This window comes from Caulobacter sp. DWR3-1-2, assembly GCF_049896225.1.
In the GTDB taxonomy this organism is placed as follows: Bacteria; Pseudomonadota; Alphaproteobacteria; order Caulobacterales; family Caulobacteraceae; genus Caulobacter.
Window position 1 is genome coordinate 85,254 of the sequence record NZ_JAFCTW010000015.1, and the last position, 26,033, is coordinate 111,286.

A 26,033-nucleotide genomic window follows, 5' to 3' on the forward strand; every position below is an offset into this window, starting at 1 on the left:
GGTGTCGGCGAAGCCGACGGTGGGGGGAGTATGCGGCCCCTACAGCACCGACAACCGCGGCCGCCTCCCGATCCCCAGCATCAAGTCCGCCAGCGCCCAGACCAGGGCGTCCGCCCGGTCCGGGCTGTGCCCCAGATCGCCCGACCCCAGGGCCATCAGTTCCTCCTCCAGGGCCGGAAAGGCCCCGCAGTGAACCACCCGGCCCTGTTCATACAAGGCCGCCACCGGCTCGGCCCTGGCCCGCTTGCCCAGCGAGGCCTTGACCAACTTGACCGGGCACGGCGGGTCGGCCTGGGCCAGGACGGCGCGGACCATGTCGCCGCCCTGGTTGGCCTCGGCCACCAGGGCGTCGGCGTCGAAGCGGTGGGCGGCCTCGACGGCGCGCCTCGCCCAGCCGTGGGGCGAGAGGCCGCGCGCGGTCAGGTCGGCCAGGACGAAGGCCCGGTCGCCGGCCCGGCCGCAGACCACGATGCCGCAGGCGTCGCCGCCGGCGGTGGCCGGCGGATCCACCGCCACGACCACCCGGTCGAAGGCGGCCGGCGGCGCGCCCCGGCAGCGGGCCAGGTCCTCGGCGCGGAACAGCCCGCCCTCGCCCTCGACGATCAAGCCATCCAACTCCTGGGCGGCCAGGCGCGTCCCGCCGTACAGGCTTTGCAGCGTGGCCAGGAAGGCCGGCGCCAGATAGGCCGCGTTGGCCGAGGTCGGCACGCGGGTGTGGACGGCGCCGGGCTCGGCGATCAGGGTGCGCAGGGCGCGGATCGGCCGGGGCGTGGTGGTGACCACCAGGCGCGGATCCTGGCCCAGGCGCAGGCCAAAGCGCAGCATGGCCAGGGTCTCGGCGGGCCTCCGCCAGGCGCAGAACTCGTCGGCCCAGGCGGCGTGGAACTGCGGGCCGCGCAGGCTGTCGGGATCCTCGGCCGAGAAGGCCTGGGCGACGGCGCCGTTCTTGAACTCCAGGCGCTTGCGGCTGGCGCGCCAGGTCGGCCGCTCGCCGGGCGGGTAGAGGCTCTTGATGCCGGACGGCCCCTCGATCATCACTTCGCGCACGTCGTGGAAGGTGGGACCGACCAGGGCGAGGTGGACGCCGGGCTCGGCTTGGTCGACGATCCAGGACGCGCCCGCGAAGGTCTTGCCGGCGCCGCGACCGCCGAGGAACAGCCAAGTGGTCCAGGGGTCAGATGGGGCTTTCTGGTGAGGGGCCTGCGACGGCCGCAAGGCCTTCATCTGACGCTCCAAGGCCGACCACGGGGTGTTGGCGACCCATTCCTTTAGCTTCTCTTCGTTCAACAAGAGCAGCCAGTCTTCGCTGGATTTCGGTATGAAAAGCGGCGACGCGTTCGGGGGTGCGGCCAGAGTCGTCATCCATTTCCATCTCCGGGCTGGGGTTCTCGTCGTTCTCGTTGGCGGCCGCCTTGGCGGCCTGGGCCTTCATCCTGGAAGCCTTGATCGCCCTGGCGTCGGCCATGACATCGGCCAGGGAGCGGCGGCTGGCGGCGACGGTCGCGTTCATCCGGCGCGCGGTGAAAGCGACGGAGCCGAGCAGCTTGGTCTGCTCGGCCGGGGTGCGCAGGGCGGTGGTGTCCTGCACGTCGAAGAGGTTGGCGATGTGCAGTTCGACCAGCAACCTATCGCCGTCTCGCATCAGTTCCTCGGGGCTCATCTCGCTTCTCCGGGCCATGACACAAAGATACGGCAGCAGCGGGCGCGCCAGCGCAAAGAGGGTGAGATAGTTTTAGAGCATTGATTTTACTTGGGTCTGTGTGCTCGACGCCGAGCGTCGACGGCGCTCTATCCCCAGGAGGGGGCTGAAAAGCGCCCTAATGGACCGCTCGCCAGCGGTCCGAAACACCGCTCATCCCGGCGAATGCCGGGATGAGCGGATCAACGGGATGACCGCCCAGCCCCTTCCCGATCCGCCCGCCACGGCGAGGCCGCGCCTTGAAACCTTGATGGCGAGCTTGCTCTGGCGTTTGGCCGTGTCAAGGACCGGCCTCCGGCCGGCCGCGGAGCGGCGGCCCTCCGGGCCGTCCTTGACACGGCCAAACGCCAGAGCTCCAATCCACCAAGGGTTTAAGGCGCATCCGGGGCGGATGCGGGGCGAGGACGAGGGCGAAATACGGCTCACCGTCCATACTTTCCCACAGCGCGAAAACCGTCCGCACAGTTTCGAGGCGCGTCGCCAGCCGTCTCATTCACCTCCAAGCGAACCAACCTCCTTCTCAGCGACGTCGGCTTCCATTCATCAAAGACGTCCACGTTATAACCCGACCGGTCCTCAGGAACGTCGGCGGGAGGGGGCCTCCAGGGCCTGATTTCACATCGAAGACCCTTTCCGGCGCTCTCAACCGACGTCGGCGCGGTGACGGCGTCGTCGATGATAAAAGCCAAAGCCAGGCCGCCGAACGAGACTAGCAAATAGCCGAAGGCGACAGGCGTCATTGCCAACAGCAGAAGCGGCCAGCGTATATGGGGAACCTTCAGAAAGAACATTCCGCAAACCAACAGGCAATAAGCGATGTATAGCCCGCACAATAAGGCCACGGTCACGAGTACCGACGCGGAACCGATATTTGACATGCAGCTCAGGAACATTGCCGCCATGTAGAGAGAGGCCGATGTTAGTATTTGGCGTGTAGTGATAAAACTAAAACTTCGCCCAAGAAATATTAACAATCCTGCAAGTATTGGGGCCAGCAGCAGCGTGAGCCAAAGCAGGAGGATAATAGGCACCTACGAGTCCCCTTTTTCCAGAAGTTGTCGGCGGGACGAGCTTGACGGCCGTGCACGGTTTTTCGCTGGCGGCTAACCGCGTTTTAGTTCTTCTAGATGGAGGTCGAGTGCAGTCACCGTCAGCGTTGGGCTTGTAAGCAGCTCTAACCCAACGTAGGCGAAAAAACCCCTACCCCTCCCAATCCACGTCACTCTTGTCGTACATCAGGTCCAGCGCCACGAAGTCCATGGCGTCCTCGGCCTGGTCGAACGATAGCTCCGACACCGTCTGATCCCGCACCGAGACCCCCGCCGTGTGGACGCTCTCGGGATCACCGGTGATCAGCGGATGCCACAGCGGCAGGGTCTTGCCCTCGTTGAGCCGGCGATAGGCGCAGGACGGCGGCATCCAGGCCAGGCGCTCGATATTGTGCGGCGTCAGCTTGATGCAGTCGGGCACAGTCTTCTTGCGGTTGGGATAGTCGCTGCAGGTGCAGCTGTGGGTGTTGAACAGCTGGCAGTGCACCCTTGTGGGGATGATCTCGCCGGTATCTTCGTCTTCGAAGCGAACCAGGCAGCAAAGGCCGCAGCCATCGCATAGACTTTCCCACTCGGGGACGGTCATCTGGTTTAGGGACTTCGTCTCCCAGAAAGGTTTGCGCGCCATGATCCCGGCGTCCTAAACCCAAACGCTGCCGATACCAACCGGGACCATGGGACGATCGTGAACGACTGGACGCTGCCGCCCTATCGGTTCAACGACAAGGCGGCGCCGGCCCAAGGCGCGCGTCCGCCCGCGTTCGGCTCGGTTCCACCGCCCCCACCGCCCGAACCCCCACGCCGGCCCGAGCCGGAAGAGCCGTTCCGCGCCGACCTGAAGCACGCCAAGGCCCGGAAGGGCCGGTGGATCTGGATCGCCGTGCTGGCGCTGTTCGTCGTGGGCCTGGTCACCGCGGGCTCCGGCGTCGGGATGGTCTGGTGGAAGTACCTGCGCGACGTGCCGCCCCTGCCCTCGCGCGAGGCGCTGTTCGCGGTCAATCGCGCGCCGGGCATCCGCTTCGAGGACCGAGGCGGCCAGGTGATCGCCACCCGCGGCCCCCGCTATGGCCAGCGGATCACCCTGGCCGGCGTGCCCAACTACCTGCCGCTGGCCTTCCTGGCCGCCGAGGACAAGCGCTTCTACAAGCACGGGGCCATCGACCCCTATGGCATCGTCCGCGCCGCCTGGGTCAATCACCGGGCTGGCCGCACCGTTCAGGGCGCCTCGACCCTGAGCCAGCAACTGGCCAAGGGCCTGTTCCTGACCCCCGACCGGATCACCAAGCGCAAGGTCCAGGAGATGGTCCTGGCCTGGAAGCTGGAGCGGGTGCTGACCAAGGACGAGATCCTCGAGCTCTATCTGAACCGGGTCTATTTCGGGGCCGGCACCTATGGCGTCGACGGCGCGTCCCAGACCTATTTCAACAAGCCCGCCAGCCATCTGACCCTGTCGGAGGCCGCCCTGCTGGCCTCGCTGCCCAAGGCCCCCACCCGCCTGGCCCTGACCCGCGACATGGGCGGAGCCATCGCCCGCTCGCGCCTGATCCTGGCCAATATGCGTCGCGAAGGCTGGATCACTCCCGAGCAGGAGAGCCGGGCCCTGGACGACACCCCGCGCCTGTCGCCCCTGGCGAGGCAGGACGAGGGCGATTTTGGCTGGGTGCTGGACTACGCCACCACCGAGGCCGTGCGCATCGCCGGCCAGAACGCCCCCGACCTGGTGGTGCGCCTGACCATCGATCCGCGCCTGCAGCATGTGGGCGCCGACACCGTGCGCCAGGCCATCGCCATCGGCGGGCAGAGCGCCGGAGCCCGCCAGGCGGCCCTGCTGTCGCTGTCGGCCGACGGCGCGATCCGGGCCATGGTCGGCGGCACGGACTATGTCGACAGTCCTTTCAACCGCGCCGTCCAGGCCAAGCGCCAGCCGGGCTCCAGCTTCAAGCCGTTCATCTATGCCGCCGCCTTGGAGAAGGGCGTGCTGCCCACCGACATCCGCGTGGATGGCCCGGTCCAGTTCGGCAGTTGGAAACCCGAAAATTACAGCGGAGGCTATCGCGGCCCGATGACCGTGCAGAGCGCCTTGGTCAATTCGATCAACACCATCGCCATCAAGCTGGCCCAGGAGGCTGGCGGTCCGGCGATCGGCGACCTGGCCCGGCGGTTTGGAATAACGTCGCTGCCGTCCAACCCCGACCTGTCGGTGGCGCTGGGGGCCTATGAGGTGAACCTGCTGCAGCTGACCTCGGGGTTTCAGGTGTTCCAGCAGGGCGGCAATCGGCTCGAGCCCTATGTCATCGAGACGATTACCACCCAGGACGGCCGGGCGATCTTCAGCCACATGGCCGCGCCCAATCTCGTCAGCGTCTACGACATCGCCAAGGCCAGCATGATGGTCCGGATGATGAAGAAGGTCGTCGAGATCGGCACCGCCAAGCGGGCCGCCTTCGGCTGGCCGGCGGCGGGCAAGACCGGCACCAGCCAGAACTGGCGCGACGCCTGGTTCGTGGGCTTTACGCCGGACTATGTCACCGGGGTCTGGGTGGGCAATGACGACGACAGGCCGATGAACAAGGTGGTCGGCGGCGACATCCCGGCCAGCATCTGGCGGCGGTTCATGCTGAGCGCCCACGAGGGCCTGGCGATCCGAGACTTCCCGTGGCTGCTGCCTGACGCCGCGCCCACGAGCGCGCCCGACCCGCGCAATGGCTTCTACGAAACCCTGGCCTCGGAATTCGCCCGCACCGCCGCCGAGGCCGAGCCGGTGGTCGCCCCCGAGGCGCCGGTTCCGGCGCCAGCGCCGCAGCCGGAACAGCTGCCCTATTAGCTTAGGGCTGACGGGGACACACACTCATTCCTTCACTCAAGCCGTCTTGGCAGCGTCGTCAGGGTGAGTGTGTGTCCCCAAACAGCCAATTCACCTCTCCGATTGACAACGAGCGAAACTAGAACAAATATAGAACAAACATGGGGACATCTCATGCCCAGAACGGCGCGCGTGGTGATCCCAGGAACGCCGCACCACGTCACTCAGCGCGGCAACCGCCGACAGCCAACCTTTCTCTGCGCGGCCGACTACAAAACCTATCTCCAGCTCGCGGCCGAAGCCTTCAAGGCAGCAGAGGTCGAGGTCTGGGCCTACTGTTTAATGCCCAACCACGTCCACCTCATCGCCACTCCCTCGACCGACGAGGGCTTGGCCGAGGCGATCGCCATGACCCATGTCCGCTATACTCGGCACATCAACCGCCGTGAGGGCTGGAAGGGTTACCTTTGGCAAGGCCGGTTCGCGTCGTTTCCGATGGACGAGACCTATCTGCGCCTCTGCGCCCGCTATGTGGGACTGAACCCGGTGCGAGCCGGCCTGACTCGCCGGGCGATCGACTGGCCATGGTCCAGCGTAAGAGCGCACCTGACCGGTCATGCCGACGTGCTGCTGGCGCCCGCGCCTCTATCGAGACTGCTGGGAGACGACATGGCTACCTTCTTCGATGACGACATTAGCGCCGACGCACGTGTCGCTTTGCAGGTCGCGACGCGGTTGGGGCGGCCGCTAAAAGCCAGAGCCGAGATTTAGGATGATTTGGGGACACACACTCATCCCAGCGCCTCGGTCGTGCGAGAGCCGTGGTCTGGGTGAGTGTGTGTCCCCGTCCTCATCCCCGTCCTCCGCCGCCCCCGCCCCCGCCGCGCTGCAACAAGAAATCCCCCCGCCCCCGCGCCGGCCCTGCTATAGCCCCCACCTCCTCCTCCGTTTCCGTTCGACAGTAGACCCACCGATCATGGCTTCCCCTCTCCGCGCCTCTGGCAAGGCCCCTGTCCTGGCCCTCAAGGACGTTCGCCTCGCCGATGGCGCCAAGCCGCTGTTCGACGGCGTCGACCTGGCCCTGGAGCCGCGGATCCGCGCCTGCCTGGTCGGGCGCAACGGGGCTGGCAAGTCCACCCTGCTGAAGATCCTGGCCAACCAGGGCGTAGAGCCCGACAGCGGCGAGCGCTCAGCCCAGCCGGGCTCGAAGATCGTCTATGTCAGCCAGGAGCCAGAGATCACCGGCGACACCCTGCTGGACTATTGCACGGCCGGCGGGGCCGAGGACTACGAGGCCCACGCCACCCTGGCCGATTTCGGCCTGGACTACGCCAAGAGCACCCAGGGCCTGTCGGGCGGCGAGCGTCGCCGGGCGGCGCTGGCCAGGGCGTTCGCCGAACAGCCCGACGTGCTGCTGCTGGACGAGCCGACCAACCACCTGGACATCTTCGCGATCCAGACCCTGGAAGAGGAGCTGGCCGGCTCCAAGTGCGCCGCCCTGATCGTCAGCCACGACCGCGCCTTCCTCAATCGCGTCACCCAGCGCACCTTCTGGCTGGAGCATCGCAAGGTGCGCCGCCTCGACAAGGGCTTCGCCGAGTTCGAGCTGTGGAGCGAGCAGGTGCTGTCGGCCGAGGCCGACGAGGAGCGGCGGCTCAACAAGCAGCTGGAGAAGGAAAACGCCTGGCTGGCCCGCGGCGTCCAAGGCCGCCGGGCCCGCAACGAGGGCCGTCGCCGCGCCTTGATGGACCTGCGCGGCCAAAAGAAGGACCTGCAGTCCGACAAGCGCGGCAGCATGACCATGGCCGTCGAGAGCTCGGGCACGTCGGGCAAGCGGGTGGTCGAGGCCAAGCACGTCACCAAGCGGTTCGGCGACCGGACGATCATCGAGGACTTCTCGACCCGCATTTTGCGCGGCGACCGCGTGGCCCTGGTGGGCCCCAATGGCGCGGGCAAGACCACGCTGGTGCGGATGCTGCTGGGCGAGATCCCGATCGACGAGGGCACGGTGCAGCTGGGCACCAATCTTGAGATCTCCTATGTCGACCAGAACCGTATGGCTCTGTCGGAGAAGATGACCCTGTGGGACTTTCTGACCCCCGGCGGCGGCGACTCGATTCTGGTGCGCGGCATCGCCAAGCACGTGGCCGGCTACGCCAAGGAGTTCCTGTTCACCGAGGCTCAGCTGCGCCAGCCGGTCACCAGCCTGTCGGGCGGCGAGCGCAACCGCCTGCTGCTGGCCCGGGCGCTGGCCTCGCCGACCAACCTGATGGTGCTCGACGAACCGACCAACGACCTGGACATGGACACGCTGGACCTGCTCGAGGAGCTGTTGGCTGATTTCGAGGGAACCCTCATTCTGGTCAGCCACGATCGCGATTTCATCGACCGCCTGGCGACCTCGACCATCGCCATGAACGGCCATGGCAAGGTGCTGGAAACCCCGGGCGGCTGGACCGACCTGATCGACCAGGCCCCGGACTTCTTCAAGGGCGCCCGGGGCGCGGCCGGCGACTTCGCCACCGGCACAGGCTCGCACAAGGCGGTGCTGACCCCGCCGCCCGCGCCCACCCCGCCGAAGAAGACCGTCAAGCTGTCCTACAAGGATCAGCGGCGGCTGGAGGAGTGCGAGACCCTGGTCGCCGCCTCGCCCAAGATCATCGCCGACATCGAGGCCAAACTGGCCGATCCGGCCTTCTATGCCAAGGACCCGGTCAGCTTCGACAAGGTGATGAAATCTCTCGACAAGGCCCGAGCCGACCTGGCCACGGCCGAGGAAGAATGGCTGGCGCTCGAGGAAAAGCGCGAGACCATGGCGGGTTAGCGCCCGCCTAAAGCCCCGCAACGAACAGGTCGGGCTTGCCCAGCGGCACGCCCTTGGCGCGCAGGATGGCGTAGGCCGTCGACAGGTGGAACATCAGGTTGGTCGTCGCGAAGACACTCAGCCAGTGGCCGGACTCCAGGGTCGGCTCCATGCCCTGGGCAATGGCGTAGGTCAGCAGGACCGAGTCGCGGCCTTCGAACTGTTCGGCCGTCAGCCCCGCCAGGAACGCCTTCGCCCCGGCGATGGCGGCTTTCAAACCGGCCAGGTCAAGCTGGTCGCCGACCGCTTCGGGAACCGGCAGGCCCGCCACCCGCGCCGGCCATTGCTGGGCGAAGTTGCAGACCACCATCAGTTGAAAGCGCAGCGGGTGCATGTCGTCGATCAGCCGCCAGTCGAGCACGGCTTCCTCGCTCAGCCCGTGGGCCGCGGCATGGGCCGCGCCTTTGGTGAGCAGGTGCTCGGCGGTCCCCAGGTGGCGGGTGAACAGATCCACGAAAGTGAACAGGCTGACGGTCATGACGGGCGTCTCCCTAGGCTTTTGAGCGGAGATTGCGGTCCTGGAGCCGCGCTGGCAAGGGCCTGGATCCTTCTCCCCTTGCGGGAGCAGGGACCCTACAGCCCCAGCGTCTTGCGCAGGAACGCGTCGGCCTTGTCCAGCATCTGGGCGCGCGCCGCGCTGTCGTCTAGCTGGTGATCCAGGTCCTTGAACACCACCAACTCGGCGCTCTTGCCCGCCGCCTTCAGCCGCGACAGCATCAGGCGGGACTCGCCGATCCCGACATTGGTGTCGTCGTCGCCATGGAACATCAGCACCGGCGCCTTGATCTTCTCGGCGTTCCGGGCCGGCGAGCCTTCCTTCACGTGCGGTCCCCGGCCAATGAAGGCGTCGACCAGCTTGTATTTGTCATAGAGGCGCGCCTCTTCGCGCAGGGTCTCCAGGTCGGTGACTGGGGCGACCGCAACAATGGCCTGGAACAGGTCGGGGTCTAGCACTGAAGACTGCAGGGCCGCGTAGCCGCCGTAGGACCAGCCGACGATGGCCAGCTTGCCCGGCGCGGCGACGCCCTGGCTCTGCAACCAGCGCCCGGCGTCGTTGATGTCGCCGACCGCCTGGCGCCACGACTGGAAGCCGTTCTTCTCGAACCAGGCCTCACCATAGCCCGACGAGCCCCGGAAGTTGGGCTGCAGCACCGCGAAGCCGCGGTTGGCGAAATATTGCGACAGCCAGTCGAAGCCCCACTCGTCGCGCGCTTCCGGCCCGCCGTGCGGCATCACGATGGCGGGGATGTTCTTGCCGTCGCTGCCGGGCGGCAGGGTCAGATAGGCCGGCACCATGGTTCCGTCGGCGGCCTTGTAGGTGATGGCCTGAACCGGCGAGAGCTTGAAATCCGCCAGCTCGGGCCGCTGGGCCATGACCTCGCTAAGCTGGTGGGTGTTGCGGTCGTACAGGTAGTATCGCCCCGGATCGACGTCGCTGCCGGCCCACAACAACAGCCGCTTCTCATCAGCGCTGGCGTCAACAAACGTGACGACGGGATGGCCCAGCAAGGCCTTGGACAGGGACGCGGCCAGCTTCTGCAGGGCCGGGTCGAAGAACACCGACTGGCGTTTGTCGGTCGCGAAGCTGGCCCCGACCACGCGGTTCTGGCGGCCGATACGGATCACGTCGTCCACATCGACGTCGTCGCGGGCGACCAGAACCTCGCGCTTCATCGCGCCGTCCAGCGACAGCCTAACCAACGCCTGGCGACCGTCCACCCGTTCGAAGCCGTAGGCGGCGTTCAGGTCGCGATCCACCGCTACGGGCGAGAAGCCCGTGTAGGCCTCGGCGTCATAGGTCCCGAGCGGCCGCCAGTCGGCGCCGGCGCCCGGCAGGCGGTAGAAATAGTTGGTCCGCGCAGTCCGGTAGCCGGCATTGGTCTTGGGCTGCTGGCCGTAGATGCGGACCGCCCCGTGCTGGTCGGAGAGATACTCCACCGCATCGCCGCGCGGCGGCTCGATCGGGCTGCGGGCCAGGGTGGTGGTGTCGACCCGCTCGACCGCTAGGCCGCTCTTCTGGTTGGACAGCATTGTCCCTGTCGTCTCCTCGGGCATGAACGACCGGGTCATCAACAGCGCGCCATTGGCGTCGTCGGCCAGCCAATCGACGATGTCGCCGCCGTCCTGCCGGTAGGCCACCGCCATCCCGCGGGAGCGCGCGCTTAGCTCCTGCACCTTGGTCCCGTCAGCGTTGACGGCGACGATGCGTGAATAGCCGATCTTCTCGGCGTCCTGATCCACCATCATGAAGATGCCGCAGACCAGCCGGCCGTTGGACACCCAGTGGCAGTTGGTCAGGCGGTCGGGATGACCGGATGAACCGAGGATAGGCTTGGGCTGGCCGGCGCCGTCCAGCCGGGCCACGAACACGGCGGTCGCCTGGCTTTCGGCCAAGGGCTGAACCAGGGCGATCGACTGGCCGTCGGGCGACAGACTGGCCTGCTGCACTCTCTGGCGAGCCCCGAACGCCGTGGCGGCGGGAGTCTCGGCCGCGAGCGCCGTCCCTGCCAACGCGGAAAGGGTAAGGCCGGTCAGGGCGGCCCCGATGGGTCTAGGCATGGATCAACTTACTCTGGGTTGCACCCGCGCATTAGATCGAAGCTTGGCCTTAAATCAAGTCGGGGATCGACGCTTAGTCGTGCAGTGGGGCCTTGGCGCGCCGCCCGGCCTGGTCCGACAGGGCCGTGCCGACAGAGGCGGCGATGACGCAGGCGATGGCCAGCCATTGGCGGCGGACCAGGTGCTCGCCCAGCAACAGCAGGCCCGCCAGCGCCCCGACCGCCGGTTCGAGGCTGAGCGTCACCCCGAAGCTACGCTTGGAGATGCCGCGCATGGCGACCATTTCCAGCGAATAGGGGATGGCGCTGGAGACCACGGCCACCACCAGGCCAAGGCCCAGCACCATGGGGTCCAAAAGCTTGGTCCCGGCCGCCACGATCCCGAACGGGGCCACCACCAGGGCGGCCGTGGTCATGCCCAGGGCCACCGACTGGCCGCCATGCAGATGACCGGTTCGCTGGCCGGCCACGATATAGAGCGCCCAGAACACCGCCGCCGCCGCCGCGAAGGCCACGCCTGCCGGGTCGAGATTGAGGCTGGCGTCGCCCAACGGCAGCAGCAGGGCCAGCCCGACCACCGCCAGGCCGATCCAGGCGAAATGGCTGGGCTTGCGAGCGTGCAGCATGGCCAGGCTGAGCGGGCCGGTGAACTCGATCGCGATCGCCAGGCCCATCGGGATGGTCCGCAGCGACATGTAGAAGCACAGGTTCATCGCCCCCATGACCGCGCCATAAATCGCCACCGCTCTCAGATCCGGCCCCGCCCACCGGGTGCGCCAGGGCCGCCAGACCACCAGCAGGATCAGGGCCGAGAACCCCACCCGATAGGCGCTGGTCCCCTGGGCCCCGACCAGCGGGAACAGGCTCTTGGCGAAGGACGTGCCGATGCACAACGACACCATGGCGCCCAGCAAGGCGGCGTAGGGCGTCAGGGCGCGAAGGCGAGCGGCTTGCGGCATAAGCCGTTGCCCTAGAACGCCTCGTCGTCCTCGACCGCGTCACCGTCCTCTTCGCCGCCCATGGCCGCTTCGAGGCTCTCGATGATGTCGTCCATCTGGGCCGAAGTGATCTCGACATAGAGGGCGTCGCCGCCCACCGCCGAGACCAGCAGCCTATAGCCGTTCTCGGTTTCCTGCAGGCTAAAGGTTTCGAGGAGCTGCAGCTTGGCCATGGGGTGTCTTTCAGAATGAGGAAGGCGGGATATAGGCGCGGAGCCCGCCCTCCGAAACCCTCTCCTACTTCAGCGCCCCGCGCCGCAGCATGGCGATATGGGCGGCGATCAGCGCCTCGCGCTCGACCCACGGAAACTCCGGCCGGGCGATCAGCAGCGAGACCAGTCCGTGCAGCCCCGCCCACAGGGTCTGGGTCAGGCGCAGGGCGTCGTCGTCGGCCGTCAAGCCGTGGTCGTGGAGGTCGGCGATCATCGCCACGAAGCCCTGGAAGGCTTCAAGACCCGCCGCCATGGGCCGCCCGCCGCTCCGCGAAAGGAACGAGCCGTCGTGGCTCTTCTCGACCATGAAGGCCACGCGATAGGCGTCCGGTTCGCTGAGGCCAAAGTCGATATAGGTCATCATCGCCCGGTCGAACATCTCCGGGGTCGGGGTCCACTGGGCCTTGCCCGCCTCCATTCGCGCCGACAGCTTGGCGAAGGCCCGGACGCACAGCTCGGCGATCAGGTCATCCTTGGTGGCGAAATAGGCGTAGAGCCCCGGCTGGCTGATGCCGGCCGCCTCGGCGATCTGCCGGGTCGAGACCGCCTGCAGGCCGTTGGCGCTGAACAGGGTCAGGGCGGCGTCGAGGATCTCCTCGCGACGTTCGCCGCCCTGGCCCTTGGCCTTGCGGGGAGATCGGACCTGCGGCGCCTTCATCGTTTCGATGCTTTCTCCGACCGCGAGCGGCTTGACAAGTCGCGATAATCTATCACTGATAACTTATCATCGATCGATAGTCGAGGGGGCGGGGTTATGGGCACGGAGAAACTCCCTTCGCCCTGGAGGGGAGAAGGGTCGGGGATGGGGGCGGCGTCGCTGGAGGCGGCCGCTGCGTTCGCGCCTTATCCTAATGCGTTTCCACCCCCATCCCCAGCCCTTCCCCCCTCCAGGGGGAAGGCGGCGTTCCTTGCCCTGCTCTCCGCCCTCGCCCTCACCGCCTGCGGCCCCCACAAGACCCCGGCCGCTCCACCCCCGCCCCAGGCGGTGGAGGCCGTCGCCGTCGCCGCGCCCCACGCCAATGGCGGCGTCACCGCCACCGGGACCCTGGAGCGTCGCCGGCAGATGGCGCTGTCGTTCCGGATCGCCGGGGTGCTGACCCGGGTCGGCGTCGAGGCCGGCGACCCGGTCCGGGCTGGCCAGGTGCTGGCCGCGATCGACCCGGCCGCCGTCGACGCCCGCCAGCAAGCCTCCAGCGCCGAGCTCGACAAGGCCCGCCGCGACCTGGACCGGGCCAAGATTCTCTTCGCCAAGGGCTATGTCACCAAGGTCCGCGTCGACGACGCCGAGAGCGCCGTGCGCTCGGCCAGCGCCGCCTATGGCGGCGCGGCCTTCGACCGTCGCTGGGCCCAGCTTGTTTCCCCAGCTTCCGGCGTGGTGCTGGAGCGCAAGGCCCAGGCCGGCGAGGTGGTGCAGGCCGGCCAGGCCGTGGTCACCGTCGCCGACCTGACCAGCCCGCTGGTGCTGCGCGTCCCGCTGGCCGCCCGCGACGTCGCGGGGATCGCGGTCGGCTCGCCCGTGGAGATCACCGTCGACGCCCTACCTGGCCAGATGCTGACGGGCCACGTCACCCGCGTGGGCCAGGCGACCGACGTGCGGACCGGCGCGGTCATCGTCGAGATCGAGGTCGCCGCCTCCTCCAACCAAGAGAGGCCTGACCTGCGCAGCGGCCAGATCGCCAATGCCCGCCTCGCCTCCCGCGCGCCCACCGCCAACGCCGGCTTCGCCCGCATCCCCGCCGAGGCGGTGCTGGAAGCCTCGGGCGGAAGGGCGGCCGTGCTGCGGCTGGAGGGCGGCAAGGCCCGCCGCACGCCCGTGCGGTTCGGCGGCTTCGACGGCGACGACGCCTTGGTGGCCGGCCTGCCGGACGGCGCGCGGGTGATCACCGCCGGCGCCGGCTTCGTCTCGGACGGCGACCGGGTGACGGTTACGGATGCCAAGGCGCTGGGCGGGAAGGCGGGGCGATGATGCGCTCTGCCTTTCTCGCTAAGGCCCCCACATTTCAGCCGTCATTCCCGCCCTTGTGGCGGGAACCCCTCTCTCCGCCGCAGGTGCGGAAGTGTGGCGCGCCAGCGCGCCATGGCGCTTCACCGTCGGCTGAACCAGGGGTTCCCGCCACAAGGGCGGGAATGACGGATGTTGGGGGAGTTCGCGATCGGGGACCTTCGCGATGAAGCCCGATCTCTTCGGCTTCGCGGTCCGCCGCTGGCAGTTCACCCTGGTGGCCTTTGGCCTGCTGGTCATGCTGGGGGTCAACGCCTTCCTCAGCGTGCCGCGCTCCGAGGATCCGCACTTCCCGATCCCCATCGTGGTGATCCGCGCCGTGCTGCCCGGGGCCGAGCCCTCGGAGATGGAGCAGCTGGTCGCCGACCCGATCGAGGATGCGGTCGACGGCCTCGACAATATCGACAAGGTCGAATCGACCAGCCTAGACGGTGCGGCGGTGATCCGGGTCCACTTCACCTGGGATGTCGATCCCGAGCGCAAATACGATCAGGTGGTCCGCGAGGTGAACGCCATCCGGGGTAACCTCCCGGCAGGCCTGACTCGCCTCGAGATCGACCGCGTGCGCACCACCGAGGTGGCCATCGTCCAGGTGGCTCTGACGAGCGAAGTCTTGCCGATGCGCCGGCTGGAAAAGGTGGCCGACCGGCTGCGCGAGCGGCTCGACCGCGTGCCCGGCGTGCGCCAGGCCCGCTACTACGGCGCGCCGCCTTCCGAGGTGCGGGTGTCGCTGGACCTGGCCCGATTGTCGGCCTTGAAACTCCCCGCCATCGCCGTCTCCGACGCCCTGAAGGCCGCTGGAGCCGAGGCGCCGATCGGGGCGGTGCAGGCCGGAGACCGCCGCTTCAACGTCAAGGCCGGCGGCGCCTTCCGATCGCTGGACGCGGTCAAGGACACGCCGGTCCGCTCGCTCGGCGGCCAGGTGGTGCGGGTGCGCGACGTCGCCCAGGTGGCCTGGGCCCAGGCCGAGCCCACCCACCTGACCCGCTTCAACGACCGGCGGGCGGTGTTCATCACCGTCACCCAGAAGGACGGCCAGGACGTCGCCAAGATCACCGCCGGCGTCGACAAGGTGCTGGACGACTATGAGAAGACCCTGCCGGCCGGGGTCAAGCTGGAGCGCGGCTTTGTCCAGGCCAGGAATGTCGAACTCAGGTTGAATAGGTTGTTCCGCGACTTCGGCATCGCCCTGGCCCTGGTGCTGATCACCCTGCTGCCGCTGGGGACGCGGGCCGGGCTGGTGGTGATGGTGTCGATCCCGCTGAGCCTGCTGATCGGCCTGTCGATGCTGCAGGCCTTCGGCTTCACCCTGAACCAGCTGTCGATCGCCGGCTTCGTGCTGGCCCTGGGGCTGCTGGTCGACGACAGCATCGTCATTACCGAGAACATCGCCCGCCGCATCCGCGAGGGCGAGGAGCGCACGGCCGCCGCGATCAATGGCGCCCGGCAGATCGCCCTGGCGGTGGTGGGGTGCACGGCCTGCCTGATGCTGGCCTTCCTGCCGCTGATGGCCCTGCCGGCGGGCTCGGGCGCCTATATCCGCTCGCTGCCGGTGACGGTGCTATGCACGGTGGGCGCGTCCTTCGTGGTGTCGATGACCATCATCCCGTTCCTGGCCAGCCGGGTGCTGGACAAGCATTCCGACCCCGAGGGCAACGCGTTGCTGCGGGCGGTGAACGGGGCCATCCATCGCTTCTACCGACCGGTTCTGCATTTCGGCCTGGCGCGGCCGTGGCTGAGCCTGGCGATCATGCTGGCCCTCTGCCTCACCACCCTGCCGATGCTGAAGATCATCGGCAGCAGCCTGTTTCCGGCCGCCGAGACTCCGCAGTTCATCGTCCGGGTCGAGACCCCCGACGGCAGCCCCCTGGCCCGCACCGACCGCGCCCTTCGGTTCGTCGAGGCGCGTCTGAAGGCCGAGCCGGACATTACCTGGCGTGCCGCCAATCTGGGGCGGGGCAATCCGCAGATCTTCTACAATGTCAGCCAGCGCGAGAGTTCGACGACCTATGGCGAGGTGTTCGCCAGCCTGAAGGCCTGGGAGCCAGGCAAGAGCGAGGCGGTGCTGGACGACCTGCGCCGCGACTTCGCCCGCTTCCCCGGGGCGCGGATCAGCGTGGTGACCTTCGAGAACGGCCCGCCGATCGACGCCCCGATCGCCGTGCGCCTGACCGGCCAGAACCTGGAGGTCCTGAAGGCCCTGGCCGCCCGGGCCGAGGCGGTGCTGAAGGCCGCGCCGGGGACCCGCGACGTCAGCAACCCCGTGCGGCTGGACCGCACCGACCTCGACCTCGGTGTCGACGAGGGCAAGGCCGCCGCCCTGGGCGTGCCGGCCGGAGCCCCCCGCCGGGTGGCGCGCCTGGCGCTGTCGGGCGAGGAGACCGGCCGCTTCCGCGATCCGGACGGCGACGACTATGCGGTCAAGGTGCGGCTGCCGATGGCCGCGACCGACGGGTCGGCCCAAACGGGAGATCGCAACGCCCTGGCCGACCTGTCCAAGATCTATGTGCCCACCGCCGACGGCGAGGCCGCCCCGCTGGGCGCCATCGCCACCCCGACCCTGCGCTCCAGCCCGGCCCGCATCGACCGCTTCGACCGCGAGCGGACGGTGACCGTCTCGTCCTATGTCCAGACCGGCTACCTGACCGCCAAGGTCACCGCCGACATCGTGGCGCGGCTCGATCGCGACCTGCCCATGCCTCCCGGCTACCGCCTGACCCTGGGCGGCCAGGCCGAGGCCCAGTCCAAAAGCTTCGCGGGGCTCGGCGCGGCGGTGATGGTGGCGGTGTTCGGAATCCTGGCGGTGCTGGTCCTGGAGTTCCAGCGGTTCAAGACCGCCCTGGTGGTGGCCGGCATCATCCCGTTCGGCCTGTTCGGGGCGGTGGCGGCTCTGTGGATCACCGGCCATTCGCTGAGCTTCACCGCGACCATCGGCCTGATCGCCCTGATTGGCATCGAGATCAAGAATTCGATCCTGCTGGTCGATTTCACCGAACAGCTGCGGCGCGGCGGCATGGGTCTGCACGACGCCATCGAGAAGGCGGGGGAGGTGCGGTTCCTGCCGGTGCTGCTGACCTCGGTCACGGCGATCGGCGGCTTGCTGCCCTTGGCGATGGAGGGCTCGGGGCTGTACTCGCCACTGGCCATCGCGATCATCGGCGGGCTGATCACGAGCACCGTGCTGTCGCGGGTGGCGACGCCGGTGATGTACTGGCTGACGGCGCGGGGGGAAGAGCGGTCCTAATGCCTCCCGCTGTGGGGGATGTGGCGGTGGGGGAGTGGTCGGCAAGCGACCACAGCCCGAAGCCATCTGCCTAGAACATCGCGCGGAAAAGTGGCCACCGGTTTTCCGCAAAAGCGATGCGAAAACAAAAATCTAGAGCAAGCCGTGCGATTTCTATATCGCGCGGCTTGCTCTAGAAACGCCCCCACCGTAGGGGCCTGCCCGGCTGGATCGACACCAACGAAAGCCTCTTCCGAGAAGAACAGGACAAGGTCCCGCGCCCGTCCTGGCAGATCGTCTGCCGCCCTCACCGGAACCACTTCGCTCGAAAAAAGCTTCAGAGCGCCTTGACGATCCCCTCGACCATCTTCTTGGCGTCGCCGAACAGCATCATGGTGTTGTCGCGGAAGAACAGCTCGTTCTCCACCCCGGCATAGCCCGAGCTCATGCCGCGCTTGATGAACAGCACGGTGCGGGCCTTTTCGACGTCGAGGATCGGCATGCCGTAGATGGCGCTGGTCGGATCGGTCTTGGCGGCCGGGTTGGTGACGTCGTTGGCGCCGATCACGAAGGCCACGTCGGCGGTCGAGAACTCGCTGTTGATGTCCTCCAGCTCGAACACCTCGTCATAGGGGACATTCGCTTCCGCCAGCAGCACGTTCATGTGGCCGGGCATCCGGCCGGCGACGGGGTGGATGGCGTATTTCACCTCGACGCCTTCCTCCTTCAGCTTGTCGCCCATCTCGCGCAGGATGTGCTGGGCCTGGGAGACGGCCATGCCGTAGCCGGGGACGATGATCACCTTGCTGGCGTTCTTCATGATGAAGGCCGCGTCCTCGGCGCTGCCCTGCTTGACGGGCCGGGTCTCGGCCGTCCCGCCAGGCCCCGCCACGGCGTCGGCGGCGCCGAAGCCGCCGAGGATCACCGAGATGAAGGACCGGTTCATGGCCTTGCACATGATGTAGGACAGGATCGCGCCCGACGAGCCGACCAAGGCGCCGGTGATGATCAGGGTGGTGTTTTCCAGGGTGAAGCCCAGGGCCGCCGCCGCCCAGCCCGAATAGCTGTTGAGCATCGACACCACGACCGGCATGTCGGCCCCGCCGATCGGGATGATCAGGGTGACGCCGATGATCAGGGCCAGGGCGAAGATCGCCCAGAACGCCCAGATGGCCGCGCCGCCGCTGATCACCAGCACCACGACCAGGGCGACGATGCCCAGGGCCAGGGCGATGTTCAGCAGGTGGCGACCCGGCAGCATGATCGGCGCGCCGCCCATGTTGCCGTTCAGCTTGAGGAAGGCGATGACCGAGCCGGTGAAGGTGATGGCGCCGATGGCCAGGCCCAGCGACAGCTCGATCAGGCTGTTGAGATGCACATGGCCGTCCGCGCCGACGATGCCGTAGGCCGCCGGGGTGTAGATCGCCGCCACGGCCACCAGACAGGCGGCCATGCCGACCAGGCTGTGGAAGGCCGCCACCAGCTGCGGCATCGAGGTCATGGCCACCTTGCGGGCGATCACCGCCCCGACCGTGCCGCCCACCGCGACGCCGCCGAGGATCAACCCGATGGTCACGGGGTCCAGCGCGCCCTGTTTCCAGAGCGTGGCCAGGGTGGTCAGCACGGCGATGGCCATGCCGATCATGCCGTTGCGGTTGCCCGCCTGGCTGGTCACCGGGCTGGACAGCCCACGCAGGGCCAGGATGAAGAGCACCCCGGACACGATGTAGAGGACGGCGGCGAAATTGGCGTTCATGTCAGGTCTTGGCCCCCAAGAGCGGAGAGAAACGAGCGGCGACGCCGCTGAGATGGTGGAACGTCATGGCTTGGCCGTTCCATCGGGCGGTGAAAACTCGGACTTCTGGCGAGACTTCGCGAAGCGGAATGCGTTAAAGGCCGCTGCAACCGCCAAGGTCGCTGAAACAGCCTTCCAGACGGTCGCGTCGTCCGCTCCACGGGCGTTCCAGGCCTGGAGCAGCGCCATCGCCAAGTATAGCAGGTTCGCGGCCAACTCCCCGGCGATCCGGACGATCGGGCTGCGACCACTGGCCCACAACATGAAGAGAAGCAGCAGGAATCCGCCGCCAAAAGCTGCGCTCATCAAAATGATGGTCAGCAAGGGCGAAGCGCCATCGCTCATGCGGACCTCCCCCCCGCCAGCTCAGGCGCGGCGTTGACGCCGAACCGGGGCGGATGGCCTGAAGGCAGGCCGGAGAGGTCGTAGCGGGGCGGCTCGTAGTGGTTCGCCGCCGTGTAGGGCGCGGCGAAGCGGGGTTGGCCGCCCTCGCCGGTCAGTTCTTCGTCGCGCACGAAGAAGGCGTTGGCGCCCGACAGATTGCAGCCGACCAGGGCGTAGCCCTTGGCGCGGCCCAGGGCTTCCAGGCTGGTCAGGCTGGCGCTGTGGTCATTGCCGCCGTCCCAGGTGCGGTCGGCCCTATATTCGGCGACATAGGCGACGGGCGGCGGATAGGCGGCGTTGTATTCGATAATCACGACGCGGGGCCGCACGGCGGTGATCGCGTCCCAGATCCAGTAGTCGTTGCCGTCGATGTCGATCGACAGCAGGTCGACGGAGGCGGGCTTGGCGGCGGTCCCGCCGGCCCAGGGGCCCAGCAGGGTGTCGATGTTCTCGGACGTGACGAAGGCCTTCTGGGCAGTCAACCGCCCCTGCCCCACGGCCACGGCGTGGTGGCCCTTGGCGGCGGCGACATACCTGTCCGAACCGTCCAGCCACAGACCGCTCCAGCCGGCCATCAGCAGCAGGGCGGTGTTGCACTCGACCCCGGCCTGGACGCCGAACTCGATGAACCGCCGGTCGCCCTCACCGATGCGGTTGAAGATTTCCAGGACGATGCCGTCCTCGTCGTTCTGGCTATAGGTCTTGCGGCCATGGGCGATCAGCCGCCCGGGCTCTTGGGCGCGAGCACTGGCCCGCAGATCGTCCCACCACCGCTCCAGCGCGATGCGGTTGGCGACCTGGGCCTGTTTGACGATGCGCTTGCCGCCGAACATCAGCACCCGCCCCTTGAACACGAGCGGCTCATGGACGGACCTCGCCCAGGGGAGCGTCAGCGGGCAACAGCGCAAAGATCGAAGTCTGGAGGGCCGGGTCGTTGGGACGGCCGTAGGTGGCAGCGAGCATCATCAGCTTACGTCCGGCCGGAAACGGCTGGCCGGTCTCCGCCGAAGCTAGGCCCGCGACATCCACCCGAACCGTCGTAGCCATTGGCCCCAAGGTCAGGGCTTGAGGCCCCGGGGCTTTCAGGTCGATCGCCGTCCGGTCCCTGTAAGCGGTGACCTTGAAGCCCACCATCAACGTTCCGCACTGGCCCCATGTCCATTCCTTGGTTGGGGCGGTCATGGCGTCCGGCGCGCAGATACGCAACGCGACGGATGCCTGGGGGCGGGCTAAAGGCGGATCGACGTAAAAGTAGTCGATAGCGATCCTCCCGGCCGGGATGTCCTCCGGGCGGATCGGGCTGTAGGCCACCTTCGCAGGAGCCCAGCGCCAAGCCTTCGGTTTCAGCTCGTAGGCGGTACGGGCGCGCGAAGCGGAGTCGACCAGCGCTTGCCCATCGAACACTCCGTCATGATCCGCGTCGCGAAAGCAAACACCGACGTCCCCCTTCAAGAAGATGCCGATCGCCCCGTTGGAGCTCGGCGCGCAAAACACGTCGCTCTCGGCGGTCACGGCCTTTGCGAACACAGCGCCTTCCGGGAAGGCGATGGTGCGCCCAGTGGCGTCCGGCAGTTGATAGGCGAACGTCAGACGAACCGCCGCTTCGGATCGGAATGCCTGGCTGAACAGGTCTCCGCCACTGGCAACGGCGGTCGTCGAGGTCGTTGTTGGCGGCTCGACGATGATTGGGAAAAGAAGCAAGGGTCGGCCGCTCGCGGACGGCTCGGCCGCCTCCGCGCCCGAACCCGTTACGAATAGCGCAACCAGCAGCCCGAGGGCTTGAAGGGCGCTGTTTTGGCTCACTTGGCCTTCTCTTTCTTCTTGTACATGGCCAGCATCCGGTTGGTGACCAGGAAGCCGCCGAAGATGTTGACGGCCGCGAAGGCGGCGGCGATGGCGCCGGCTCCCTTGGAGATCCAGGTCGAGGCGGCGACCGTGCCGCCGGCCAGGTCGGCGTCAGCCCCGTGCGCAGCGGCAGCTAGAAGCGCGCCGACGATGATCACCGACGAGATGGCGTTGGTCACGGCCATCAGCGGGGTGTGCAAAGCCGGCGTCACGCTCCAGACCACGTAATAGCCGACGAAGATGGCGAGCACGAAGATCGCCAGGCGGAACACGGTGGGGTCGACGGCTTCCATGGGAGCCTCCCTTTTCGAGCTTGGAGTTAGGCGGTCTTCAACGCGGGATGCACGACTTCGCCGCCTCGGGTGACCAAGGCCGCTTTCAGGATCTCGTCCTCGAAGTCGGGGGCAAAGCTGCCCTCCTTGTTCAGGAACAGGCCCGATAGGGCGAAGAGGTTGCGGGCATAGAGCGCCGAGGCGTCGGTGGCGATGCGGCCGGGCAGGTTGGGAATGCCCAGGATCTTGACGCCGTTCTCGGTGACCGCCGTCTCGCCGAGCTTGGCGCCGACCACATTGCCGCCGGCCTCGATGGCCAGGTCGACGATGATCGAGCCCGGCCGCATCGAGGCCACCTGGGCGGCGCTGACCAGCTTGGGAGCCGGGCGGCCGGGGATCAGGGCGGTGGTGATGACGATGTCCTGCTTGGCGATGTGGGCCGAGACCAGCTCGGCCTGCTTGGCCTGGTACTCGGCGCTCATCTCCTTGGCGTAGCCGCCGGCGGTCTGGGCGTTCTTGAACTCCTCGTCCTCGACCGCCAGGAACTTGGCGCCCAGGCTCTCGACCTGTTCCTTGGTGGCGGGACGCACGTCGGTGGCGGTGACCACCGCGCCCAGGCGGCGGGCCGTGGCGATGGCCTGCAGGCCGGCGACGCCGACCCCCATGATGAACACCTTGGCCGCGGCGATCGTGCCGGCGGCGGTCATCATCATCGGCAGGGCCTTGCCATAGGCTTCCGAGGCCTCGATCACGGCGCGATAACCGGCCAGGTTGGCTTGCGAGGACAACATGTCCATCACCTGGGCCCGGGTAATGCGCGGGATGAATTCCATGGCGAGACTGCTGGCGCCGGCCTTGGCCAGGGCGTTCAGACTGTCCTTGTCGACATGCGGATTGAGCGCCGCAGCGACGATCGCGCCGGTCTTCAGGGCGGCGATCTCTGCGGCCTCGGGCGCGCGCACCTTGAAAAGAACGTCGGCGTCCTTCACCGCCTGCGCCGCTGTAGCGGCCAGGGTCGCCCCGGCCGCCGCGTAGTCGGCGTCGGGATAGGCGGCGGCGGCGCCGGCCCCAGCCTCGACCACCACCGTCCAGCCGGCCGCGGCCAGTTTCTTGACGGTCTCGGGCGTGGCCGCGACCCGGGTTTCACCCCCGCGGGTCTCTTTCGTGACGGCGATGATGGCCACCGGCATACCCCTCCCAAGGACGCTGCTTGCTCACGCGAGCTTGCGCGTCTCTCTAGGGGAGGTTCTTGCCCCATGTCGAGCCTTACGCTCGCGTCAGGGGCAAAAATATACCGATGTCTACCGGTGTCAGTGGGCGGAGGCGGGCTTTTCGCGCAGGGCCAGGAAGCCCAGCACCGCCAGCGCGATTCCCGCGCCGAAGCCGGCCAGCGGGCCGGCGTCGGTGCAGAACCACACGGTGATGGTCAGCAGCAGGGTGGCGATCGCCAGCGAGCCCCACTTGGTGAACTTGCCAAAACCCTCGAAGGTCGCGGCCTGTTCGTGGATGTTCATTTCACCGCGGTTGTAGTCGCCGGCCATGTCTAATTCCTACTTGGAAGAAAAAACGCCCCGCCGCTTACAACGTGCGGCGCGCCGGCTCAAGCCGCCCCGATGTCGCGGTTGGCCCAAGCCTCGTCAGTGAACCGTGTTCGAACAGCCTGGACGGCCTGATCGACCGAAATATCGGCGATCCTGCCCTCCCCACCGTCGAGGCGACTGAGCCAGCGCGAATAGGCCGGCACGGGGCTGGTCCCCATCAGGCCGATGGCCGGACATCCCACCGAGGCGGCGACGTTCAGGGGGCCAGAGTCGTTGCCCAGGAACCCGGCTGACAGGGCGATCAGGGCGGCGGCCTGGTCCAGCGGCAGGTCGCAGGCGAGCAGGTCGCGGGCCAAAACGCCAGGGATGGGCGCGGGCTGGGCGTCGACTGTCTGTTGGACGCGCAGCGCGTCGTTTGGGCCGCCCAGCCAGAACACCGTCGGAAACAGGTCGGCCAGGCCTTGCGACACGGCCGCGAACCGCTCGGCGGGCCAGGTCCGCGCCGGCTCGCTGGCCCCGACGCCGAGCACCAGCCACGGGCCGGGACGTTCGGCGAACCGGGCCTGGACGGCGGCCACGGCCTTGGGGTCGAGCTTGAGGTTTGGCTCGCGGCTCTCGACCTTCAGGCCGTGCAGGGCCTCGAAGGCCGCCAGCTTGTCCAACCGATGGGCCGGGCGCAGGGCCTTGGGCAGGAACGGTCCCTGCAGCCACTGCTCCTGGCTCTTGTGACCAAGGCCAAAGCCGCGCCGCTCCGGCACGCCGGCCAGCCAGGCGGCCTGGGCGGGACGGCCTATCTTCTCCAGGATCCACACGGCGCGCGGCTTGACCTCGCGGCAAATGCGCCAGAAGTCGAGCACCTCGCTGACGCCCTTGAGGGTTCCGGAGAAATGGCGCGCATAGACCACGCTGGCGATCGACGGCTCGACCGCCAACACCTCGGCGGCCCGGCTCGACGGTCGCGCGGCCAGCACCACCTGCCCCTCCGGCGTCTGGGCGGCGATCGCCCGGAAGGTCGGCAAGTGCCACATCAGGTCGCCGATCCCGCGATCGGGGGCGTAGACGAGGACGGGGCCGGCTCGTGACGACTTGTCAGCGCTCATCCTGCCCTAAAACTCCGTCTCCCCGGCCCTTAGGTCGCGCGTAGCGCGCTCCTCAGGGGCCGGAAAGACGGAAGTAGAACGTCAGCGGCTGGCTGGCAAACCCTACCCCCACCCCGCCAGCAGTCCTCGCAGCCCCGCCACGAAGGCCAGGGGCTGATCGACCATCACGTGGTGGTCGGCGTCGGGGATGGCGAGACGCAAAGTGTCGTCGGGCATCTGGCTGAACATGTAGTCCAGCGTCTCGTCGTGCATCAGCGCCGAGCGCTCGCCCCACATCAGGGCCACCGGGCAGGCGATGCGCGGCAGAAGCTCGCCCAGGTCCGGCATCGAGAACCTCTGCCAGATGGCCGGGTCGAACTTCCAGGTCCAGCCGCCCTCGACGGCCTTCAGCGACCCACGCGCGATGAAATCGGCGATATAGGGGTTTTCGCAGCCCTGCGGCGGGGCGAGCCGGAAGCGTGCCAGCGCCTCCTCCAGCGTGGCATAGACCCGGTTGGCGGCGTCGGGCCGCGAGGGCGGGCCGCGCCAGCGTTTTTCCGGGGGCTGGATGCTGCTGTCGACCATGACGATCCCCCGCAGCCGGTCAGCATGCTCTACGCCGCAATAGAGGGTGGGAAAGCCGCCGAACGAATGGCCGACCAGGATCGGCTTGACCCCGCCCGCCTCCAGCCCCGCCGCTGCAACGGCGGCGAAGATCTCGGCGGCGAACAGCTGGGCGGTATAGGCTTCGCGCCAGTCCGAGCCGCCCATGCCCGACCACGAGATCGCCGCGCAGCGCCAGTCCTTCGCGAAGAATGGCGCGATGAAGCTCCACCAGTCGGCATGGGCGCCGTTGCCGTGCAGGAACAGCAGGCCCGGCTTGCCGACCTCGCCCCAGGTCAGCAGCTCGATTTCGGCGCCCTCGACGGGAATGCGCGAGCGCTCGGGGGTCACGGCGATGGCGGCGTCGAACCAGGCCGGCGCCGGCGGCGTCTCACCGTTGAAGGGGCCCAGCAGCGACGAAGGCGTAGGACGGTCGTCTGCCATGTTCAGTCCTCAGCCTTGAAGGCGATCTCGCCCGGTCGCGGCGAGCGGGGCTGCAGAGCCTTGAACACCCCCGTGCCGGTCATCAGCGTCCGCTCGCCCACCCAGATCCGGCCGCGCACGACGAACACCAGCTCCTGCTCGGAGATCAGCTCGCCCCGCCCCTCGACGAAATCGCCCAGTTGGGCGCCCGAGAGAAAGTCGCAGTTGAGCCGCACCGTGACCCAGCTGTAGGACTTCTGCAGCGAGATGATCCGCCCCCAGGCCATGTCGGCGAAGCTCATCAGCATGCCGCCGTGGCAATTGCCCAGGCCGTTGGTGTGGTGCTCCTCGACCCGGAAGCCCAGCGTGGCCTCGCCCGGTCCGGCTCGCTGCTCGTACAGCGGCCCGATCTGCCGGCCAAAGCCGCGCGACCAGTTCAGCTGGCTATAGCCCTCGGGAATGGCGGCCGCCTGGGCGTCTGTGAGATCGTCGGACATGGGGGAAAGTCTAACGGGCGTTTGAACCGTGGCAAGGGCGACGCGTGGGAAGGTGAGTAACGCGGCGAGACGCCCCCTCCGTCACGATGCGTATTCGTTCCGCTTCCTCCCCCGTGCAACGGGGGAGGGGGGTGGCCCACGAACTGGCCCATTCATGGTCGGGCAACCTGGTGAACAACGCCACTTG

General features: G+C 67.9%; 24 protein-coding genes and 1 pseudogene. 6 read left to right on the forward strand and 19 right to left on the reverse strand.

From position 1 onward, the window contains the following. Positions 1 to 39 precede the first annotated feature (39 nt). The 4 genes from ACP696_RS18255 to ACP696_RS18270 all read right to left on the reverse strand — a co-directional run bounded on the left by ACP696_RS18255 (position 40) and on the right by ACP696_RS18270 (position 3,379). Positions 40 to 1,224 (reverse strand): DNA-packaging protein, encoded by a 1,185-nt coding sequence (locus tag ACP696_RS18255; protein WP_426044137.1) that lies wholly within the window; start codon positions 1,222 to 1,224, stop codon positions 40 to 42. Beyond that, entirely contained in the window at positions 1,175 to 1,660 is a 486-nt protein-coding gene (locus ACP696_RS18260) for a hypothetical protein (RefSeq protein WP_426044138.1), read from the reverse strand. Before ACP696_RS18260 ends, ACP696_RS18255 begins: the two co-directional genes overlap by 50 nt. A 461-nt stretch (positions 1,661 to 2,121) precedes the next feature. Further along, complete coding sequence (locus tag ACP696_RS18265) at positions 2,122 to 2,730, reverse strand: hypothetical protein (protein WP_426044139.1); 609 nt, start codon at positions 2,728 to 2,730, stop codon at positions 2,122 to 2,124. Between the two features lie 169 nt (positions 2,731 to 2,899). Then, the gene (locus ACP696_RS18270; protein WP_426044144.1) at positions 2,900 to 3,379 is read right to left on the reverse strand and encodes a YcgN family cysteine cluster protein; all 480 of its coding nucleotides are present in this window, start codon (positions 3,377 to 3,379) and stop codon (positions 2,900 to 2,902) included. Positions 3,380 to 3,433: 54 nt separating this feature from the next. Between ACP696_RS18270 and ACP696_RS18275 the strand changes: the two genes are divergently transcribed. From ACP696_RS18275 to ACP696_RS18285, 3 genes are all read left to right on the forward strand, one after another. After that, on the forward strand, positions 3,434 to 5,572 hold the full coding sequence (locus ACP696_RS18275) for a transglycosylase domain-containing protein (RefSeq protein ID WP_426044140.1): 2,139 nt from the start codon (positions 3,434 to 3,436) through the stop codon (positions 5,570 to 5,572). 153 nt (positions 5,573 to 5,725) lie between these two features. Next, positions 5,726 to 6,322, forward strand: a complete 597-nt coding sequence (locus ACP696_RS18280) for a transposase (RefSeq protein ID WP_426014923.1) — start codon at positions 5,726 to 5,728, stop codon at positions 6,320 to 6,322. 205 nt (positions 6,323 to 6,527) lie between these two features. Beyond that, positions 6,528 to 8,375 (forward strand): ABC-F family ATP-binding cassette domain-containing protein, encoded by a 1,848-nt coding sequence (locus ACP696_RS18285; RefSeq protein WP_426014924.1) that lies wholly within the window; start codon positions 6,528 to 6,530, stop codon positions 8,373 to 8,375. A 7-nt stretch (positions 8,376 to 8,382) separates the two neighbouring features. On the opposite strand, the gene ACP696_RS18290 is transcribed toward ACP696_RS18285, so the two are convergent. The 5 genes from ACP696_RS18290 to ACP696_RS18310 form a co-directional block, all read right to left on the reverse strand. After that, on the reverse strand, positions 8,383 to 8,892 hold the full coding sequence (locus tag ACP696_RS18290) for a DUF1993 domain-containing protein (RefSeq protein ID WP_426014927.1): 510 nt from the start codon (positions 8,890 to 8,892) through the stop codon (positions 8,383 to 8,385). Between the two features lie 95 nt (positions 8,893 to 8,987). Then, positions 8,988 to 10,973: an alpha/beta fold hydrolase gene (locus ACP696_RS18295; RefSeq protein ID WP_426014929.1), complete on the reverse strand. Its 1,986-nt coding sequence runs from the start codon at positions 10,971 to 10,973 to the stop codon at positions 8,988 to 8,990. Positions 10,974 to 11,046: 73 nt separating this feature from the next. Next, the gene (locus ACP696_RS18300) at positions 11,047 to 11,931 is read right to left on the reverse strand and encodes an EamA family transporter (protein ID WP_426014931.1); all 885 of its coding nucleotides are present in this window, start codon (positions 11,929 to 11,931) and stop codon (positions 11,047 to 11,049) included. A gap of 11 nt (positions 11,932 to 11,942) precedes the next feature. Next, a complete protein-coding gene (locus ACP696_RS18305; RefSeq protein WP_426014933.1) occupies positions 11,943 to 12,143 on the reverse strand; it encodes a hypothetical protein in 201 nt (66 codons plus the stop codon). A 64-nt stretch (positions 12,144 to 12,207) separates the two neighbouring features. After that, positions 12,208 to 12,840: a TetR/AcrR family transcriptional regulator gene (locus ACP696_RS18310; protein ID WP_426014935.1), complete on the reverse strand. Its 633-nt coding sequence runs from the start codon at positions 12,838 to 12,840 to the stop codon at positions 12,208 to 12,210. Between the two features lie 327 nt (positions 12,841 to 13,167). Here ACP696_RS18310 and ACP696_RS18315 point away from each other — a divergent pair, with 327 nt between their 5' ends. From ACP696_RS18315 to ACP696_RS18325, 3 genes and pseudogenes are all read left to right on the forward strand, one after another. Further along, on the forward strand, positions 13,168 to 14,148 hold the full coding sequence (locus ACP696_RS18315) for an efflux RND transporter periplasmic adaptor subunit (RefSeq protein ID WP_426014937.1): 981 nt from the start codon (positions 13,168 to 13,170) through the stop codon (positions 14,146 to 14,148). A 202-nt stretch (positions 14,149 to 14,350) separates the two neighbouring features. After that, positions 14,351 to 17,428, forward strand: a complete 3,078-nt coding sequence (locus tag ACP696_RS18320; RefSeq protein WP_426014940.1) for an efflux RND transporter permease subunit — start codon at positions 14,351 to 14,353, stop codon at positions 17,426 to 17,428. 197 nt (positions 17,429 to 17,625) lie between these two features. Continuing rightward, positions 17,626 to 17,709 (forward strand): annotated as a pseudogene (locus ACP696_RS18325) (hypothetical protein); the annotation flags it as partial. 35 nt (positions 17,710 to 17,744) lie between these two features. Here ACP696_RS18325 and ACP696_RS18330 read toward each other — a convergent pair. The 10 genes from ACP696_RS18330 to ACP696_RS18375 form a co-directional block, all read right to left on the reverse strand. Further along, positions 17,745 to 19,163 (reverse strand): NAD(P)(+) transhydrogenase (Re/Si-specific) subunit beta, encoded by a 1,419-nt coding sequence (locus ACP696_RS18330; protein WP_426044141.1) that lies wholly within the window; start codon positions 19,161 to 19,163, stop codon positions 17,745 to 17,747. 63 nt (positions 19,164 to 19,226) lie between these two features. After that, entirely contained in the window at positions 19,227 to 19,547 is a 321-nt protein-coding gene (locus ACP696_RS18335; RefSeq protein WP_426014944.1) for a hypothetical protein, read from the reverse strand. Continuing rightward, positions 19,544 to 20,440 (reverse strand): hypothetical protein, encoded by an 897-nt coding sequence (locus tag ACP696_RS18340; protein WP_426044142.1) that lies wholly within the window; start codon positions 20,438 to 20,440, stop codon positions 19,544 to 19,546. Before ACP696_RS18340 ends, ACP696_RS18335 begins: the two co-directional genes overlap by 4 nt. A gap of 7 nt (positions 20,441 to 20,447) precedes the next feature. Beyond that, complete coding sequence (locus tag ACP696_RS18345) at positions 20,448 to 21,389, reverse strand: hypothetical protein (RefSeq protein ID WP_426014947.1); 942 nt, start codon at positions 21,387 to 21,389, stop codon at positions 20,448 to 20,450. Beyond that, positions 21,386 to 21,724 (reverse strand): NAD(P) transhydrogenase subunit alpha, encoded by a 339-nt coding sequence (locus tag ACP696_RS18350; protein ID WP_426014948.1) that lies wholly within the window; start codon positions 21,722 to 21,724, stop codon positions 21,386 to 21,388. The genes ACP696_RS18345 and ACP696_RS18350 overlap by 4 nt, the downstream gene beginning before the upstream one ends. A gap of 26 nt (positions 21,725 to 21,750) precedes the next feature. Next, positions 21,751 to 22,893: a Re/Si-specific NAD(P)(+) transhydrogenase subunit alpha gene (locus tag ACP696_RS18355; RefSeq protein ID WP_426014950.1), complete on the reverse strand. Its 1,143-nt coding sequence runs from the start codon at positions 22,891 to 22,893 to the stop codon at positions 21,751 to 21,753. A gap of 120 nt (positions 22,894 to 23,013) precedes the next feature. Beyond that, entirely contained in the window at positions 23,014 to 23,244 is a 231-nt protein-coding gene (locus tag ACP696_RS18360) for an aa3-type cytochrome c oxidase subunit IV (RefSeq protein WP_426014951.1), read from the reverse strand. A gap of 59 nt (positions 23,245 to 23,303) precedes the next feature. Next, positions 23,304 to 24,344, reverse strand: a complete 1,041-nt coding sequence (locus tag ACP696_RS18365; RefSeq protein WP_426014953.1) for a glycosyltransferase family 9 protein — start codon at positions 24,342 to 24,344, stop codon at positions 23,304 to 23,306. A 102-nt stretch (positions 24,345 to 24,446) separates the two neighbouring features. Further along, positions 24,447 to 25,370, reverse strand: coding sequence for an alpha/beta fold hydrolase (locus ACP696_RS18370; protein WP_426014955.1), 924 nt, complete (start codon positions 25,368 to 25,370; stop codon positions 24,447 to 24,449). 2 nt (positions 25,371 to 25,372) lie between these two features. Further along, entirely contained in the window at positions 25,373 to 25,846 is a 474-nt protein-coding gene (locus ACP696_RS18375) for a PaaI family thioesterase (protein ID WP_426014957.1), read from the reverse strand. Positions 25,847 to 26,033: the final 187 nt, after the last annotated feature.

Bases quoted from the DNA above. Each gene is read 5' to 3' on its own strand.
- ACP696_RS18255 (WP_426044137.1), bottom strand. From the start codon at position 1,224: ATGAAGGCCTTGCGGCCGTCGCAGGCCCCTCACCAGAAAGCCCCATCT.
- ACP696_RS18260 (WP_426044138.1), bottom strand. From the start codon at position 1,660: ATGAGCCCCGAGGAACTGATGCGAGACGGCGATAGGTTGCTGGTCGAA.
- ACP696_RS18280 (WP_426014923.1), top strand. From the start codon at position 5,726: ATGCCCAGAACGGCGCGCGTGGTGATCCCAGGAACGCCGCACCACGTC.
- ACP696_RS18285 (WP_426014924.1), top strand. From the start codon at position 6,528: ATGGCTTCCCCTCTCCGCGCCTCTGGCAAGGCCCCTGTCCTGGCCCTC.
- ACP696_RS18290 (WP_426014927.1), bottom strand. From the start codon at position 8,892: ATGACCGTCAGCCTGTTCACTTTCGTGGATCTGTTCACCCGCCACCTG.
- ACP696_RS18295 (WP_426014929.1), bottom strand. From the start codon at position 10,973: ATGCCTAGACCCATCGGGGCCGCCCTGACCGGCCTTACCCTTTCCGCG.
- ACP696_RS18300 (WP_426014931.1), bottom strand. From the start codon at position 11,931: ATGCCGCAAGCCGCTCGCCTTCGCGCCCTGACGCCCTACGCCGCCTTG.
- ACP696_RS18305 (WP_426014933.1), bottom strand. From the start codon at position 12,143: ATGGCCAAGCTGCAGCTCCTCGAAACCTTTAGCCTGCAGGAAACCGAG.
- ACP696_RS18310 (WP_426014935.1), bottom strand. From the start codon at position 12,840: ATGAAGGCGCCGCAGGTCCGATCTCCCCGCAAGGCCAAGGGCCAGGGC.
- ACP696_RS18320 (WP_426014940.1), top strand. From the start codon at position 14,351: ATGAAGCCCGATCTCTTCGGCTTCGCGGTCCGCCGCTGGCAGTTCACC.
- ACP696_RS18330 (WP_426044141.1), bottom strand. From the start codon at position 19,163: ATGAACGCCAATTTCGCCGCCGTCCTCTACATCGTGTCCGGGGTGCTC.
- ACP696_RS18335 (WP_426014944.1), bottom strand. From the start codon at position 19,547: ATGAGCGATGGCGCTTCGCCCTTGCTGACCATCATTTTGATGAGCGCA.
- ACP696_RS18350 (WP_426014948.1), bottom strand. From the start codon at position 21,724: ATGGAAGCCGTCGACCCCACCGTGTTCCGCCTGGCGATCTTCGTGCTC.
- ACP696_RS18355 (WP_426014950.1), bottom strand. From the start codon at position 22,893: ATGCCGGTGGCCATCATCGCCGTCACGAAAGAGACCCGCGGGGGTGAA.
- ACP696_RS18360 (WP_426014951.1), bottom strand. From the start codon at position 23,244: ATGGCCGGCGACTACAACCGCGGTGAAATGAACATCCACGAACAGGCC.
- ACP696_RS18365 (WP_426014953.1), bottom strand. From the start codon at position 24,344: ATGAGCGCTGACAAGTCGTCACGAGCCGGCCCCGTCCTCGTCTACGCC.
- ACP696_RS18370 (WP_426014955.1), bottom strand. From the start codon at position 25,370: ATGGCAGACGACCGTCCTACGCCTTCGTCGCTGCTGGGCCCCTTCAAC.
- ACP696_RS18375 (WP_426014957.1), bottom strand. From the start codon at position 25,846: ATGTCCGACGATCTCACAGACGCCCAGGCGGCCGCCATTCCCGAGGGC.